The organism is Burkholderia sp. HI4860 (assembly GCF_002223045.2).
Lineage (GTDB): Bacteria > Pseudomonadota > Gammaproteobacteria > Burkholderiales > Burkholderiaceae > Burkholderia.
In genome coordinates this window covers 1,088,322-1,102,387 of the sequence record NZ_NKFO02000003.1, presented here as the reverse complement: position 1 = coordinate 1,102,387, position 14,066 = coordinate 1,088,322, and the positions used below count along the sequence as shown (strand labels likewise).

Annotated in this window: 19 protein-coding genes and 1 riboswitch; of the genes, 8 read left to right on the top strand and 11 right to left on the bottom strand. The window is 66.2% G+C overall.

Going from position 1 to position 14,066, the window contains the following annotated elements:
- Positions 1 to 7 precede the first annotated feature (7 nt).
- The 6 genes from tolB to CFB34_RS20420 all read right to left on the bottom strand — a co-directional run bounded on the left by tolB (position 8) and on the right by CFB34_RS20420 (position 5,066).
- Complete coding sequence (gene tolB, locus CFB34_RS20445) at positions 8 to 1,303, bottom strand: Tol-Pal system beta propeller repeat protein TolB (protein WP_089439315.1); 1,296 nt, start codon at positions 1,301 to 1,303, stop codon at positions 8 to 10.
- Between the two features lie 109 nt (positions 1,304 to 1,412).
- A complete protein-coding gene (gene tolA / locus CFB34_RS20440) occupies positions 1,413 to 2,468 on the bottom strand; it encodes a cell envelope integrity protein TolA (RefSeq protein ID WP_089439316.1) in 1,056 nt (351 codons plus the stop codon).
- On the bottom strand, positions 2,465 to 2,914 hold the full coding sequence (gene tolR, locus CFB34_RS20435; protein ID WP_011351075.1) for a protein TolR: 450 nt from the start codon (positions 2,912 to 2,914) through the stop codon (positions 2,465 to 2,467). The genes tolA and tolR overlap by 4 nt, the downstream gene beginning before the upstream one ends.
- 10 nt (positions 2,915 to 2,924) lie before the next feature.
- A complete protein-coding gene (gene tolQ, locus CFB34_RS20430; protein WP_021157170.1) occupies positions 2,925 to 3,602 on the bottom strand; it encodes a protein TolQ in 678 nt (225 codons plus the stop codon).
- Between the two features lie 129 nt (positions 3,603 to 3,731).
- Positions 3,732 to 4,217: a tol-pal system-associated acyl-CoA thioesterase gene (gene ybgC, locus CFB34_RS20425; protein WP_089439317.1), complete on the bottom strand. Its 486-nt coding sequence runs from the start codon at positions 4,215 to 4,217 to the stop codon at positions 3,732 to 3,734.
- Positions 4,218 to 4,319: 102 nt separating this feature from the next.
- Positions 4,320 to 5,066: an SDR family NAD(P)-dependent oxidoreductase gene (locus tag CFB34_RS20420; RefSeq protein ID WP_089439318.1), complete on the bottom strand. Its 747-nt coding sequence runs from the start codon at positions 5,064 to 5,066 to the stop codon at positions 4,320 to 4,322.
- Positions 5,067 to 5,246: 180 nt separating this feature from the next.
- Positions 5,247 to 5,347: riboswitch (ZMP/ZTP riboswitch) on the top strand.
- 137 nt (positions 5,348 to 5,484) lie between these two features.
- Here CFB34_RS20420 and glyA point away from each other — a divergent pair.
- The 7 genes from glyA (at position 5,485) to CFB34_RS20385 (ending at position 10,273) form a co-directional block, all read left to right on the top strand.
- Positions 5,485 to 6,732 carry a serine hydroxymethyltransferase gene (gene glyA, locus CFB34_RS20415; RefSeq protein ID WP_089439319.1) on the top strand — a complete coding sequence of 416 codons (1,248 nt, stop codon included), beginning with the start codon at positions 5,485 to 5,487 and terminating at the stop codon, positions 6,730 to 6,732.
- A gap of 6 nt (positions 6,733 to 6,738) precedes the next feature.
- Positions 6,739 to 7,218, top strand: coding sequence for a transcriptional regulator NrdR (gene nrdR, locus CFB34_RS20410; RefSeq protein WP_050011738.1), 480 nt, complete (start codon positions 6,739 to 6,741; stop codon positions 7,216 to 7,218).
- Positions 7,219 to 7,371: 153 nt separating this feature from the next.
- On the top strand, positions 7,372 to 7,935 hold the full coding sequence (locus tag CFB34_RS20405; RefSeq protein WP_089439320.1) for a GspH/FimT family pseudopilin: 564 nt from the start codon (positions 7,372 to 7,374) through the stop codon (positions 7,933 to 7,935).
- A gap of 17 nt (positions 7,936 to 7,952) precedes the next feature.
- Positions 7,953 to 8,342, top strand: coding sequence for a hypothetical protein (locus CFB34_RS20400; protein WP_089440358.1), 390 nt, complete (start codon positions 7,953 to 7,955; stop codon positions 8,340 to 8,342).
- Positions 8,326 to 9,165, top strand: coding sequence for a PilW family protein (locus CFB34_RS20395; RefSeq protein WP_089439321.1), 840 nt, complete (start codon positions 8,326 to 8,328; stop codon positions 9,163 to 9,165). Before CFB34_RS20400 ends, CFB34_RS20395 begins: the two co-directional genes overlap by 17 nt.
- Before the next feature lie 203 nt (positions 9,166 to 9,368).
- The gene (locus tag CFB34_RS20390; protein ID WP_089440359.1) at positions 9,369 to 9,830 is read left to right on the top strand and encodes a pilus assembly protein; all 462 of its coding nucleotides are present in this window, start codon (positions 9,369 to 9,371) and stop codon (positions 9,828 to 9,830) included.
- Positions 9,827 to 10,273 (top strand): type IV pilin protein, encoded by a 447-nt coding sequence (locus CFB34_RS20385; RefSeq protein WP_089439322.1) that lies wholly within the window; start codon positions 9,827 to 9,829, stop codon positions 10,271 to 10,273. Before CFB34_RS20390 ends, CFB34_RS20385 begins: the two co-directional genes overlap by 4 nt.
- 57 nt (positions 10,274 to 10,330) lie before the next feature.
- On the opposite strand, the gene CFB34_RS20380 is transcribed toward CFB34_RS20385, so the two are convergent.
- The 4 genes from CFB34_RS20380 to CFB34_RS20365 form a co-directional block, all read right to left on the bottom strand.
- The gene (locus CFB34_RS20380) at positions 10,331 to 10,774 is read right to left on the bottom strand and encodes a DUF3318 domain-containing protein (protein WP_089439323.1); all 444 of its coding nucleotides are present in this window, start codon (positions 10,772 to 10,774) and stop codon (positions 10,331 to 10,333) included.
- Positions 10,775 to 10,817: 43 nt separating this feature from the next.
- Positions 10,818 to 11,207 (bottom strand): phage holin family protein, encoded by a 390-nt coding sequence (locus tag CFB34_RS20375; protein WP_089439324.1) that lies wholly within the window; start codon positions 11,205 to 11,207, stop codon positions 10,818 to 10,820.
- A gap of 123 nt (positions 11,208 to 11,330) precedes the next feature.
- Positions 11,331 to 11,633 (bottom strand): YqjD family protein, encoded by a 303-nt coding sequence (locus CFB34_RS20370; RefSeq protein WP_006494044.1) that lies wholly within the window; start codon positions 11,631 to 11,633, stop codon positions 11,331 to 11,333.
- Positions 11,634 to 11,652: 19 nt separating this feature from the next.
- Positions 11,653 to 11,952, bottom strand: a complete 300-nt coding sequence (locus CFB34_RS20365; RefSeq protein ID WP_143329420.1) for a hypothetical protein — start codon at positions 11,950 to 11,952, stop codon at positions 11,653 to 11,655.
- On the opposite strand from CFB34_RS20365, the gene CFB34_RS20360 reads away from it, so the two are divergent.
- Positions 11,951 to 12,589 carry a peroxiredoxin gene (locus CFB34_RS20360; protein WP_069247250.1) on the top strand — a complete coding sequence of 213 codons (639 nt, stop codon included), beginning with the start codon at positions 11,951 to 11,953 and terminating at the stop codon, positions 12,587 to 12,589. The genes CFB34_RS20365 and CFB34_RS20360 overlap by 2 nt on opposite strands.
- Before the next feature lie 148 nt (positions 12,590 to 12,737).
- On the opposite strand, the gene CFB34_RS20355 is transcribed toward CFB34_RS20360, so the two are convergent.
- Positions 12,738 to 13,925: an acyl-CoA dehydrogenase gene (locus CFB34_RS20355; RefSeq protein WP_021157157.1), complete on the bottom strand. Its 1,188-nt coding sequence runs from the start codon at positions 13,923 to 13,925 to the stop codon at positions 12,738 to 12,740.
- Positions 13,926 to 14,066 lie beyond the last annotated feature (141 nt).

Genomic DNA, 14,066 nt, shown 5'->3' with positions numbered 1-14,066 from the left:
CTTGTGGTCATTGCATGAAGGGCCCCCACGACGGCTCACGTACGGAGCCGCCCTGGACGGACAGGATTTGCGGCGGCGCGCTGCCGTCCGAGGGCACTGCTGCCAGAACATTGCGACCACCCGACTGGGTAGCGTACAGAAGGTACTGGCCGTTTGCCGCGAAGCTCGGCGATTCGTCGCGATTCGTATTCGTGATGGCGTTCGCCGCGCCGGACTGCAGATCCTGAACGTACAGCTTGAAGCCCCCGCCCGTGCGGGAGATGTAAGCGAGCAGCTTGCCGTCCGGGCTGATACGCGGACTCGTGTTGTAGCTGCCGGTGAAAGTCACGCGCTGCGCGGCACCGGCGCTTTCGCCCTGTGCCGGCATCCGGTAGATCTGCGGCGCGCCGCCGCGATCGCTCGTGAAGTAGATCCAGCGGCCGTCCGGCGAGTAGAACGGCTCGGTGTCGATCGAGCTGCTCTGCGTGAGGCGGCGCAGGCCGCCGCCCGTGGAGTTGACCGTATAGATTTGCGTGTTGCCCGTCAGCGACAGCGCGACGGCCAGCGTGTTGCTGTCCGGCGACCAGGCCGGTGCACTGTTGTTGCCCTTCTGGTCGGAGACGATGTAGCGATGGCCGGTCGGCAGGTCGTGGATGTAGACGATCGGCTTCTTGCGCTCGAACGAGACATACGCGACCTTCGTGCCGCTCGGCGACCAGGACGGCGAGATGATCGGTTCGGTGCTCGACAGCGCGATGCGCGCGTTCTGGCCGTCCGAATCCGAGATCTGCAACTGGTAGCGGTTACCGGTCTTGATCACGTACGACAGGCGCGTGGCGAACACGCCGCGCACGCCGAGCAGCTTCTGGTAGATGTAGTCGGCGATCTTGTGGCCGGCCGTGCGCAGCGTGGTGTCGGTGGCCGTCAGGGACAGGCCGCCGAGGCTTTGCTGCTTCACGGTGTCGTACAGGATGAAGTTGACCTTGTACTGGCCGTTCGCCTCGCGGTTCACGCTGCCGGCGACGAACGCATTCGCGCCCTTGGCCTTCCATGCGCCGAGATCGACCGACGCGCTTTCCGGCACGGGCGTGCTGCCGGCGTCGATGTTGGTGAATTTGCCGCTGCGGGCGAGGTCGGCGCGGACGATCGACGTGACCTGCTGCGGCAGGTTCGCCTCATTCGCGAAATTCGCCGTGGCGATGGGGAACTGGGTCGACCCGACACCGGTGATCAGCACGTTGACCTGGGCGTTAGCGGCGCTGCCCGCCGTAATCAGACACGAGGCCACGAGTGCCCTGAAACCTAGCTTTGTCATCAAACTCATGCTTCTTGCTTCCCGTATGGCTTGGATCGCTGCGCAACGGCAGAGACAGTAAAAATACCCGATTCGTTCCCGTCCGACAGCGACGCCCGGAGTGTAAGCGCATTTCTTTTCACTCCGCCGCCTTGAAGGTAATCGTAATGTCCGACGGGGTACGACCGTTAGAATCGGGCGGCAACGGGACCGAAGCGTGGATTGCACTCACCACGGCTTGATCCCACCCCGAATTCCCGCTGGAGCGGGAAACCGATGCGCTCAATACGTCACCGGACGGCGTGCACCGAATCTTGACGACGGTGGTCAGGCCTGCTCGCTCACCGCCCCAAACGATGTTCGGTTTGACGCGGCGGCGCACCTTGTCGGCATAGCCGGGCGTCGCGGCATTGCCGCCTGAGCCCGTGCCCGTGCCGCTTTTCGCGAGGCCTTCGCCGCCGCCTTCACCGGCGCCGGACAGGCCCTGCATCTGTGCCAGGCGTGCGCTGCGCTCGCGGTCGAGCTTCGCGTTCGCTGCCGCTTCGGCCTTCGCGCGCGCCGTGGCTTCGGCCTTCGCCTTGGCCTGGGCTTCCGCCTTTGCCTTCGCGGCCGCGTCGGCCTTCGCCTTCGCCGCCTGCTGCGCTTCGAGCTGCGCCTGCTTCTGTTGCTGGAGTTTCTGCTGTTCGAGCTTCTGCTGCTCGGCGAGCTGCTGTTGCTTGAGCTTGTCGGCCTGCTTCTGCTTGTCGCGTTCCGCGGCCTTCTGCGCGGCGAGTGCGGCTGCCTGCTGCGCCGCGAGCTGCGCGCGCCGGGCTTCCTCTTCCCGCTGGGCCTTCAGTTGCTGCGCGCGGCGCTGCTGCTCGAGCAATGCTTCACGCGCGGCCGCTTCCTGCTGCCGCTTCTTCTGCTGCAGCGCGATGTCGGCCTGCTCGTCGCGCACCGGGGGAGGGGGCGGCGCGACCTTCACGGGCGGTGCGGGTGTGACAACGGGCCGCGGCGCCGGGACATCGGGCACCTCGGTCCACAGCTCGGCTTCGGCGCCGGCCGGCGTGCTGTTCTGCCACTGCACGCCGTGATACAGAAACAGCGCGAGCAGCACGTGCATCAGCGCGGCGAGCGCGAATGCGCGCCAGGTGCCGCGCTCGCGGGGAGGCTGAGGCGGGTAGGCGGAGCTGCGCGTGGATTGCTGCCGGTTCATTGCGATTTGACGAGGAGGCCGACGCGCTTGACGCCGCGCGCCTTCAGATCGGACATCACGGTCATGACGGCATCGTACTGCACCGTCTTGTCGGCCGCGATCACGACCGGCTGGTCGGGATGGTCAGCCTGCCGGGCCACGATGAAGCTGTCGAGCTCGGCCTTCGTCATCGTGTCTTCCTGGGTCGCGCCCGAGTCGCCCTTGTACTTGACGCTCATCGTGCGATCGGCCTTGATGTTGACGACGACGGGCGGCGTCTGCTCCTGCGGCGCGGCGTTGCCGACGGTCGGCAGGTTGATGATCGACGGGGCGACGAGCGGTGCGGTGACCATGAAGATCACGAGCAGCACCAGCATCACGTCGATGTACGGCACGACGTTGATGTCGGCCATTGCGCGGCGCGAGCGGCCGCCGCGCATGCTGGATCGGATGGGACTTCCTGCCATGGCGCGCTCCTTACTGGGCCTGACGCTGCAGGATGTTCGAGAACTCTTCGATGAAGGTCTCGAAGCGGATCGCGAGGCGGTCGATGTCGTGCGCGTAGCGGTTGTACGCGACCACCGCCGGAATCGCGGCGAACAGGCCGATCGCGGTGGCGACGAGCGCCTCGGCGATGCCCGGTGCGACGTTGGCGAGCGTGGCCTGCTGCACGTTCGCGAGGCCGCGGAACGAGTTCATGATCCCCCAGACCGTGCCGAACAGACCGATGTACGGGCTGACCGAGCCGACCGAGGCGAGGAACGCGAGGTTCGCTTCGAGCACGTCCATTTCACGCTGGAACGACGCGCGCATCGCGCGGCGCGCACCGTCGAGCACGAGGCCCGGATCGCTGATGCGCTTTTCCTTCGCCTTCAGGAACTCGCGCATGCCCGATTCGAAGATCCGCTCGAGCGCGCCGATCGTGTGGCGGTTGTTGGCTGCGCTCTGGTATAGCGCCTGCAGGTCGCCGCCCGACCAGAAATCCTTCTCGAAGCGTTCGGTCTGCGCGCGTGCGCGGCGGATCGCAAACCACTTGCGGAAGATGAAGGTCCACGACATCAGCGACAGCAGCAGCAGCAGCCCCATCACGGCCTGGGCCAGCACGCTCGCATTGAGGACGAGGGAAATGATCGACAGGTCTTGAGAAGTGTTCATAGAGGTTTGAGTAACGTCCCTTCGGGGCGCCGGTATGCGTGCGGCGCGGCGCGCCGGCCATGCCTGGCGCCGAACCTTGCTTAGTATCGAATCAGAAAGGCAAGTTCATAGGCTTTGTCTAAACGGCGCTCATGCGAGCTTCGTTGACAGTGCAGTCTGCCCGTCGTCGATGACGGGCCCGCGCTGCAGCGCGTCGAGCACGGCCGGCGGGATAGCCGCGGGCCGGATGCCGGTACGGTCGACGCAGCCGAGACGGATGTGCCCGGCCACGAGCAGCGTGTCTCCGCACCAGGCTTCCTGCGCGAATTCCACCGACGCGCGGCCGATGCGTCCGGGCCGGCTCGTGATCGCCAGTGTGTCGTCGAGTCGCGCCGGGGCGCGGTAGTCGAGCGACGTGCTGCGGACGACGAAGATCGCGTCGGTATCGTCGGCGAGCTGGCGCTGGTCGATGCCGCATGCGCGCAGCCACTCGGTGCGGGCGCGTTCGAAGAACTTCAGGTAGTTGGCATAGAAGACGATGCCGCCTGCGTCGGTATCCTCGTAGTACACGCGCACCGGCCAGATGAAGCCGGACGGCGCTTCCGGGGAGCGGGTAGGCTGGGTCATGGCGCGCATTCTACCGGAAGGCAAGAGCCTGATTCGTAACCGATTCGTAACGGAATGTAGTATGTCGTAGCACACCGCGGGCCGGCCCGGGAGGGCCGGGCCCGCGTGGCTTCAGCCGCGGTGGACGGTCGGGCCGCCGGGGGCTTGCGCGACCGGCATCAGCTCGATCGTGTTGACGTTGACATGCGCCGGGCGCGTCGCGATCCAGTAGATCGTATCGGCGATGTCGTCGGGCATCAGCGGCTGCACATTGTTGTAGACGTTCGCCGCTTTCGCGTCGTCGCCGCGATAGCGGACGTTTGAGAATTCGGTGCCGCCGCACAGGCCGGGCTCGATGTCGGTGACGCGCAGCGGCGTGCCGAGCAGGTCGGCGCGCAGGTTCAGGCTGAATTGTCTGACGAAAGCCTTGGTCGCGCCGTAGACGTTCCCGCCCGCATAAGGGTACGAACCCGCGACCGAGCCGATATTGAAGATGTGGCCGCGGCCGCGGTCGATCATGCCGGGCAGCAGCGCGTGCGTAACCGTGACGAGGCCCGTGCAGTTCGTGTCGATCATCGTGTGCCATTCGTCCAGACTGGCCTTTTGGGCCGGCTCGACGCCGAGCGCGAGGCCGGCGTTGTTGACGAGCACGTCGAGCGCCGCGAATTCGGCGGGAAGGGCGGCCGGCACGGCCTCGACGGCCGCACGATCGCGTACGTCGAGCTCGAGCGGCAGAAGGGAATCGCCGAGTTCGGCGGCGAGCGCATCGAGACGATCCTTGCGGCGCGCGGTCGCGACGACGCGGTGGCCTCCCTTGACGAAGGCACGGGCGATGGCGGCGCCGAAGCCGGCGGACGCGCCTGTGACGAACACGATCATTGCTGCTCCTGGTGGATGACAAAATAGCGAGTGGTATCCCGCAAGCCTACTGAGATTGCCGCACCGCGGCAAGGCGGCACAGCGTTCCCGCACGGGCGCGTAGAGTCTGGCCCCAATTGCTTCCGGCGCACCGCCGTGCGGTTGCCTATTCATGACGCATCCAATACACTAACGCGCTCATCACCCCTGCGTGACTGGCGATAGAACCCTTCGGGGTCAAGGTGGAGCATCCCACCGTGAAGCGCGGGGCGCCGTTTTTGCCGTTCGCCTGGGCAGCCGTTGTGCGCCGTCGCGTGCATCGCCGGTGGCTGTCCTGCCTCGCGTCATACGGATTCTTCCGCCACGTCGAGCTGGTCCCGCCAGCAGCGCACCGTACTCGGCCGCTCCGGTCAACCTGTACACACTTAACGGAAACCGTATGTTTGACAGAGCCCAAAGCACCATTGCGAACGTCGATCCCGAAATCTTTGCCGCGATCGAACAGGAAAACCGCCGCCAGGAAGATCACATCGAGCTGATCGCGTCGGAAAACTACACGAGCCCGGCGGTGATGGCCGCACAGGGTTCGCAACTCACGAACAAGTACGCCGAAGGGTATCCGGGCAAGCGCTACTACGGCGGCTGCGAATACGTCGATGTGGTCGAGCAGCTGGCGATCGACCGCGTGAAGCAGCTGTTCGGCGCGGAAGCCGCGAACGTGCAGCCGAACTCGGGCTCGCAGGCGAACCAGGGCGTGTTCTTCGCGATGCTCAAGCCGGGCGACACGATCATGGGCATGAGCCTCGCGCACGGCGGCCACCTGACGCACGGCTCGCCGGTGAACATGTCGGGCAAGTGGTTCAACGTGGTGAGCTACGGCCTGAACGAAAACGAAGACATCGACTACGAAGCGGCCGAGAAGCTCGCGCAGGAACACAAGCCGAAGCTGATCGTCGCGGGCGCATCGGCGTTCTCGCTGAAGATCGATTTCGAACGCCTGGCGAAGATCGCGAAGTCGGTCGGCGCGTACCTGATGGTCGACATGGCCCACTACGCCGGCCTGATCGCAGCGGGCGTGTACCCGAACCCGGTGCCGCACGCGGACTTCGTGACGACGACGACGCACAAGAGCCTGCGCGGCCCGCGCGGCGGCGTGATCCTGATGAAGGCGGAATACGAGAAGCCGATCAACTCGGCGATCTTCCCGGGGATCCAGGGCGGCCCGCTGATGCACGTGATCGCGGGCAAGGCGGTGGCGTTCAAGGAAGCGCTGTCGCCGGAGTTCAAGGCGTACCAGGAGAAGGTGATCGAGAACGCCCGCGTGCTGGCTGAAACGCTGGTGAAGCGTGGCCTGCGGATCGTGTCGGGCCGCACGGAAAGCCACGTGATGCTGGTGGACCTGCGTGCGAAGAACATCACGGGCAAGGCAGCGGAAGCGGCACTGGGCGCGGCGCACATCACGGTGAACAAGAACGCGATCCCGAACGACCCGGAAAAGCCGTTCGTGACGAGCGGCGTGCGCCTGGGCTCGCCGGCGATGACGACGCGCGGTTTCGGTCCGGCGGAAGCGGAGCAGGTGGGCAACCTGATCGCGGACGTGCTGGACAATCCGGAAGATGCTGCGACGATCGAGCGCGTGCGCGCGCAGGTCGCCGAGCTGACCAAGCGTTTCCCGGTCTATCGCTGATCGACGATGCGCTGCCCGTTCTGCCGGCATGACGACACGCAGGTCGTGGATTCCCGCGTGTCCGAAGATGGCGCCGCGATCCGGCGGCGCCGTCGCTGCTCGGCTTGCGACAAGCGCTTCACGACATACGAGCGGGTCGAGCTGTCGCTGCCGTTCGTCGTGAAGAAGGACGGCAGCCGCACGGAATTCGACCGTCGCAAGATCGTCGCCAGCATGCAACTCGCGCTGCGCAAGCGGCCGGTTGCTGCCGACGCGATCGACGCGGCGGTCGCCCGTATCGAGTATCAACTGCTCGCGACAGGCGAGCGCGAAGTGCGTAGCGAGAAACTCGGCGAACTCGTGATGAACGAGTTGCGTGGGCTCGATACGATCGCTTATGTCCGCTTCGCATCGGTGTATCGCCAGTTCGAGGACGTTTCCGAATTTGCCGACGTGATCGAAGAGTTCCGTCGCGCCTCTCCCGCCAAGACTCCCCGTAAGCGCTGACGCGCTGCGTTCGTTCATCGTCTTCTCCGTTGGATCAGTTCGCGCCGATTGTGTCGGTCGCGATCGCATGCCGCCAGTCAGCCATTCGGCAAATGGTGCGTGTCCGCACGTGTCGCTACAGTCGTCGCATCACCTTGGCGAAGGACGACTGCGATGGGACGGCACGCTCAACCCCTGAAAAATGCAATGCGACGCGCGGGCGGATTCACGCTCGTCGAACTGATGGTCGCCATCTCGCTGGCGGCCGGGCTCGCGCTTTATGCTGCGCCCGCGTTCGACCAATGGCGCATGCGCGAACGTGTGGACGCACGCTCGCGCGCGTTGCTCGGTGCGCTGTCGTTTGCACGTACCGAGGCGACGCGCCTCGGCGTGCGCGTCACGCTGTGCCGCGCGGGTAGCGCCGGCACCTGTCTGCGTGCGGGTGAACGGTGCGATCCGGCTGAATGGTCGTGCGACTGGATCGTCAGCGGGCAGGTCGACGGGCAGTCACGCGTGCTGCGGCGCTATCCGCGCGATGCCGAGGTGGCCGTCGCGGGTGCCGCGCACGATCTCGCGTTCGCACCGCCGGTCGGTCAGGCAATCGGTGGCATCCGGCGCTTCGAATTGCGTCCGCGACGCGACGTGCCGGGGGCGGACGACGCGCATGCATCGCGTTGCGTGCGGATCGCGGCAGGCGGCCGGGCGCGGGTTGTCGCCGGCCGTTGCGACGCGGCGTGAGCGTCATGCGCAACGCCATGCGCGGCACGTCGCTGATCGAAGCGATGCTGGCCATCGCGCTGCTCGCGACCGTCATGCTGGCTGTAGCGGGCAGCCAGCTTGCGATGGCGCGTGCGCAGCGCGCGACGATCTGGCGTGAACGCGCGCTGTGGCTGGCCGATGCACGCATCGAGCGCATGCATGTCGCTGCGGAGGCCGGTGATGACCTCGCGGCGCGGGCCGCAGCGTCGCTGCCCGGCGGCACGATGACGCGCGGTGACGGGCCGGATGGCGTTCGCTACACGGTTGTCGGCTGGCGTGGCGGCAATGCGGCCGCCGGGCCGCGATGCGAAGCGACGGGAAGCTCGGCGCAACCGCCGTCGTGCGTCCGGATTCCGTATCGGGAGGCGGATGCCGATGAGCGCTGATCGCCGCATGCGTGCGCATACGTTGCTTGAAGTGTTGATTGCGATGACCGTCGGTCTGCTCGTGCTCGCGGCGGCCGGTGCGCTGTACCACGCGCAGCGCGTCGCACAGCGGCGCGCGGACGACGGGTTCCGGATGCGCGATGCGGCTGGCACCGCACTGATGCTGATCGGCCAGCAGATCCAGATGGCCGGATTTCGGCCGCTCGATTTGGAAGGTGTCTCGTCGTTGCCACCCGTGTTCGGCTGTTCGATGGCGCGCGTGAGAGGAGAGGGCGCGCAGGTACGGTGCGAGCCTGTGCGCGGTGCGTCGGACGCGTTGCTGATCCGCTACGTCGGCGATGCCGTGTCGACGTGGCTCACCGTGAGCGGCCACGTGTCGGATTGCCTCGGGCAGGGTGTCGGCGTGTCCGGCGAACGTGCGCCGGTGGAGAACCGCTTCGATGTGCACATCAGTCCGTCGACGGGCGAGCCTGAACTGTATTGCGAAGGAAGCGGCCGTCCGGGCACGCCGCAGCCGCTCGTGTCGGGAATCGATCAGTTGCGGGTGCGCTATCTTCGCCGCGGCGGCGCGCAGTTCATCGAGGCCGATGCCTTGCGCGGCGACGACTGGCGCGATGTCGTGGCCGTGCATGTCTGCGTGCGGGCGCGCGGCGAACCGACGGGCGAACCGATGCGGCACGTCGACTGCGACGGCCGTACTGTCGTTGCGCAAGACAGCCGCGCGCGTCTGACGCTCGATCGCATCGTCGCGTTGCGCAATGCCGCGCGCACATTCGACGATACGTCGCGTGACGCCACGGATAACCGCGAGGTGCCGCGATGAACGGAGCGACGCAGCATGCGCGCAAGAGGTCGCGGTGCGTCGCGACACGCAACCGGCATGAGCGAATCGAAACACGCCGTGACGATCCGCGGCAGGCCGCAGGTGCGAAAGTCCAACCAGCGAGCCAGCAAGCGCCGCACACACGTTTGCGGTCAGCCAGCCGCGATTGGCGTCGCGACGCGGGCCTCGCATTGCCTGCGGTGATCGCGGTTGGCGCGGCGGTGGCGGCGCTGACCGGCACGTGGTTCGAAGCCGCACTGACGGAATCGCGCCGCACGCGCGCGTTATCCGACCGGCTGGTCGCGTTCCACGCGGCCGATGCCGCGTTGGCAGCGTGCACCGCGCGATTGCGCCGGGGCGCCGCGCCGTACATGAGCGAAGGCGAGTCGCACGCGGAGCCCGACGCGTGGCGGCGCATGCCGGCGCTGGTGGCCGCCGAAGCGTTCGCGCCGTTCGCCGGATGGCCGATGGCCGCTCAACCGCCGCGATGCCTGATCGAAGCGTGGCGCGGGGCGGGGCCGGCCGGCGGCCGCGCTTACGTCGTCACCGCGCGCGGCGTCGGTGCGCATGCATCGAGCGCAGTCTGGCTGCAGCATCAGGTCGCGATCCGTGATGGACACGTCGTCGCCCTGCACTGGCGTCGCGTCGCGACGGTGCTGCGATGAACGGTCGCGCGTGCGTGTACCGCTCGGCGGGATTCACGCTGATCGAGCTGATGATCGTGCTCGCGATCGTAGCGGTGCTGGCCGGATGGGGCATCCCGTCGTATCGCGAGCATGTCGTGCGCGTTCATCGCGCGTCGGCGGTCGCCGCGTTGTACCGCGCGGCCCAATATCTCGAAACACTGGACGGTGTGCCGCCTTCGGCATTGCCGATGGCGCTCACGCAAGCGCCGCCGGACGGGCGCGCGGTCTATCGACTGGCGCTCAGGCGGCCGGACCGCGACGATTCGCTGGTGAGTTATGACCTGGAGGCCATCCCGCTCGACACGGGCCCGATGCACGACGACGCGTGCGGTGCATTCACGCTGCGTTCGGACGGGACGAAAGGCAATGTGCGAAGTGACGGCGCCGACGGACAGATCGCGGCGTGCTGGGGCGTGCGTTGAGTGCGGCGGGAAGGCGCGCGACGGCGCTTGGCCGTGCGCGCAGGATGCCGAATGCGGTCAGTCGTCCTGCGTGTCGAGGCCACGCTCGTCGCGGGACTGCTTCCAGATCCGGTAGACCTCCCATGCAGCGAAACCGAGGGTGCCCCACTTCAGCGCGGGGCCGGCACTCGCGCGCAGCAGCGAGCGAACGGGTTTGGCGAGCACGAGCGATGCGAGCGAGCTCAGCATCGGATACTGGTTGACGAGCTGTCCGAGGTTCGCGTTCAGGTTCTTGGCAGACTGGCTGAACTTGTTGCTGGACAGGCCGGGGATGAACACCTTGAGCCAGCTGAAGCGCGTCACCGCGCGGCGCATGTCGCCAGCGGCTTCCGCGAGTTCGAGCCGCTCGACTTCGGATCGCAGGATCAGCAGTTCCTTGCGGAGCGCGCGATGCTGCGACGCGCTCCAGTTCGATCGCGACGAATGGGAGCGGGGTGGATTGCCCGTGATGTTCTGGCTCATGGCGCGTCGGCGAAGTAGGTGGGAGGGGGGAGCGCGATTGCGTTCACGGCTTGCCGCGGAACAGTTCGCGGTCTTTCTCGAGTTCGGCGAGCGTCGCCTCGAATACGGTCGGCGCGTCGCGCAGGCCCGAGCGGGCCTTTAGCGCGCATGCGATTCCGCCCGCGGCATACAGCGCGGTGATCGCCGCGAGCGACTGCCAGCGGTAGGTATCCCAGAACGCGATCGCGATGAGCACGGTCAGGCTGATGAGCGCCATCGTGGCGAGCATCATCGCGGCGAGCCCGAGGAACAGCACGCCCATCAGGCGCTCCTTCTCCTCGGCAAGCTCGATGCCCACCAGTTCGAGGCGTGTTTGCAGAAGGCCGATCGCGGAGCCGACGAGGCGGCGCAGCGGTCCTTGGCCGGACGGCTGCGAGGGGGTGTCTGTCGTCATGGGTAAGGTGCGTGCGCGTGCAGTGTGCAGCCAGGACAAAGCCGGCAGGCGGAAACCGCCGGCTGGCTTCGACGCCCGCAAGCCGCGCGACGCGGCCCACGGGACGAAACAGCGCAGAGCGCGTTACTTGCGGTTGATCAGCAGGCCGATCAGCACGCCCACGCCGGCGGCAACGCCGATCGACGTCCACGGATGCTCGTGCACGTAGTCGTCGGTCGCGCGTGCGGCCTTCTTGCCTTTCTCGACCACCACGACCTGGACGTCGGCTGCCTTTTCCTTGGCCTGCTTGAGGCGCGACATGGCTTTCTCGCGCAGCTCGGCCGCACGGTCGCCCGTGCTGCTCGCAGCTTGCTTGAGCAGGTCTTCGGCGTCCGAGAGAACGGTTTTGATATCCGACATCAGTTTCTCCTTGTTGATTTCCGACATTGCAACTCCCTTCGTGCTGTCATGCTGCAGGTTCACATCGTAGCGAAACGCCTGCCTGCTGGCGAGCCGGGAACACACACAACGGCAGTGCAAGACCGCATGGTAAACGACTTGTAATCATGAACAGAGCGGCAAACGGGGTGAAAAGTTTCCCAGCGGCCGCCTGTCCGGCACCGGCATCAGGCAAAAATGACAAAAAAGTATGAATATCAAACGGAATAATCGTTCGCACGCCCCATCGCTTCCCGTAAGCTGACAGACTTTCCCGCGCCGATCCGGGCGCGGTTTCAACCAGCATCGTTCGAGGAGGGAACATCATGAGTCTGCGTCTTGGCGACATCGCACCGGATTTCGAGCAGGAATCGAGCCTGGGCCCGATCAAGTTTCACGAATGGCTCGGCAACAGCTGGGGCGTCCTGTTCTCCCATCCGGCCGACTACACGCCGGTGTGCACGACCGAACTCGGGCTGACCTCGAAGCTGAAGGGCGAATTCGAGAAGCGCAATGTAAAAGTGATCGCGCTGTCGGTCGACGGTGTCGAGTCGCACAAGGGCTGGATCAACGACATCAACGACACGCAGTCGACGGTCGTCGGCTTCCCGATCATCGCCGACGCGGACCGCAAGGTTTCGCAGCTGTACGACATGATCCACCCGAACGCGAACGAAACGCTGACGGTGCGTTCGCTGTTCGTGATCGACCCGAACAAGAAGGTGCGGCTCACCATCACGTATCCGGCCAGCACGGGGCGCAACTTCGACGAAGTGCTGCGCGTGATCGACTCGCTGCAGCTGACCGACAACTACAAGGTCGCGACGCCCGGCAACTGGAAGGATGGCGACGACGTCGTGATCGTCCCGTCGCTGCAGGATCCGGAAGAGCTGAAGAAACGCTTCCCGAAGGGCTTCAACGCGGTGCGTCCGTATCTGCGCCTCACGCCACAGCCGAACAAGTAAGCATCGGCTGCAGAGGAACGCGATACCGGGCCGGCGGCCCGGTGCGCGGATCCGATGAAAAACGGCCCGCCCGGCATGATTGCCGGGCGGGCCGTGTCTTTTGCGCGAGCATGGCGCGGCGTGGTTGCCGCGCGCTGCATCCGGACGATCAGAAGAATGCCTGGATGCCCGTCTGCGCGCGGCCGAGGATCAGTGCGTGGATGTCGTGCGTGCCTTCGTACGTGTTGACCACTTCGAGGTTCACGAGGTGGCGCGCGACGCCGAATTCGTCGGAGATACCGTTGCCGCCGAGCATGTCGCGCGCGAGTCGCGCGATGTCGAGCGCCTTGCCGCACGAGTTGCGCTTCATGATCGACGTGATCTCGACGGCCGCCGTGCCTTCGTCCTTCATCCGGCCGAGGCGCAGCACGCCTTGCAGGCCGAGGGTGATTTCGGTCTGCATGTCGGCGAGCTTCTTCTGGATCAGCTGGTTCGCGGCGAGTGGCCGGCCGAACTGCTGGCGGTCGAGCACGTACTGGCGCGCGGTATGCCAGCAGGACTCGGCGGCGCCGAGCGCGCCCCATGCGATCCCGTAGCGCGCCGAGTTCAGGCACGTGAACGGGCCGCGCAGGCCGCTCACGTTCGGCATCAGGTTCTCTTCCGGCACGAACACCTCGTCGAGGACGATCTCGCCGGTGATCGACGCGCGCAGCCCGACCTTGCCGTGGATCGCGGGCGCCGACAGGCCTTTCCAGCCTTTCTCGAGGATGAAGCCGCGGATCGCGTCCTTGCCGTTCTCTTCGAGCTTCGCCCACACGACGAACACGTCGGCGATCGGCGAGTTCGTGATCCACATCTTCGCGCCGGACAGCGAGTAGCCGCCGGGCACTTTCTTCGCGCGGGTGACCATGCTGCCCGGATCGGAGCCGTGGTTCGGCTCGGTCAGCCCGAAGCAGCCGATCCATTCGCCGGTGGCGAGTTTCGGCAGGTATTTCTGCTTCTGCGCGTCGGAGCCGAATTCGTAGATCGGGACCATCACGAGCGACGACTGCACGGACATCATCGACCGGTAGCCCGAGTCGACGCGCTCGACTTCGCGGGCGATCAGGCCGTAGCTCACGTAATTGAGGCCGGGGCCGCCGTATTCCTCGGGAATCGTCGGGCCGAGCAGGCCGACTTCGCCCATTTCGCGGAAGATTTCGGCGTCGGTGCGTTCGTGGCGGAACGCTTCGGTGACGCGCGGTGCGAGCTTGTCCTGCGCGTACGCCTGCGCGGCATCACGCACCATCCGCTCTTCTTCGGTCAGTTGCTGGTCGAGCAGCAGCGGATCGTCCCAATGAAAAGTTGCAGCACTCATCGTCTTATCTCCTGTCGACCCGAGTTAGCGCTTTAGCGCTTACTCGGGTCCCATGCTTCGCGGTCGACCCGAGTTAGCGCTTTAGCGCTTACTCGGGTCCCATGCTTCGCGGTCGATCCGAGTTGGCACTTCAGCGCTTGC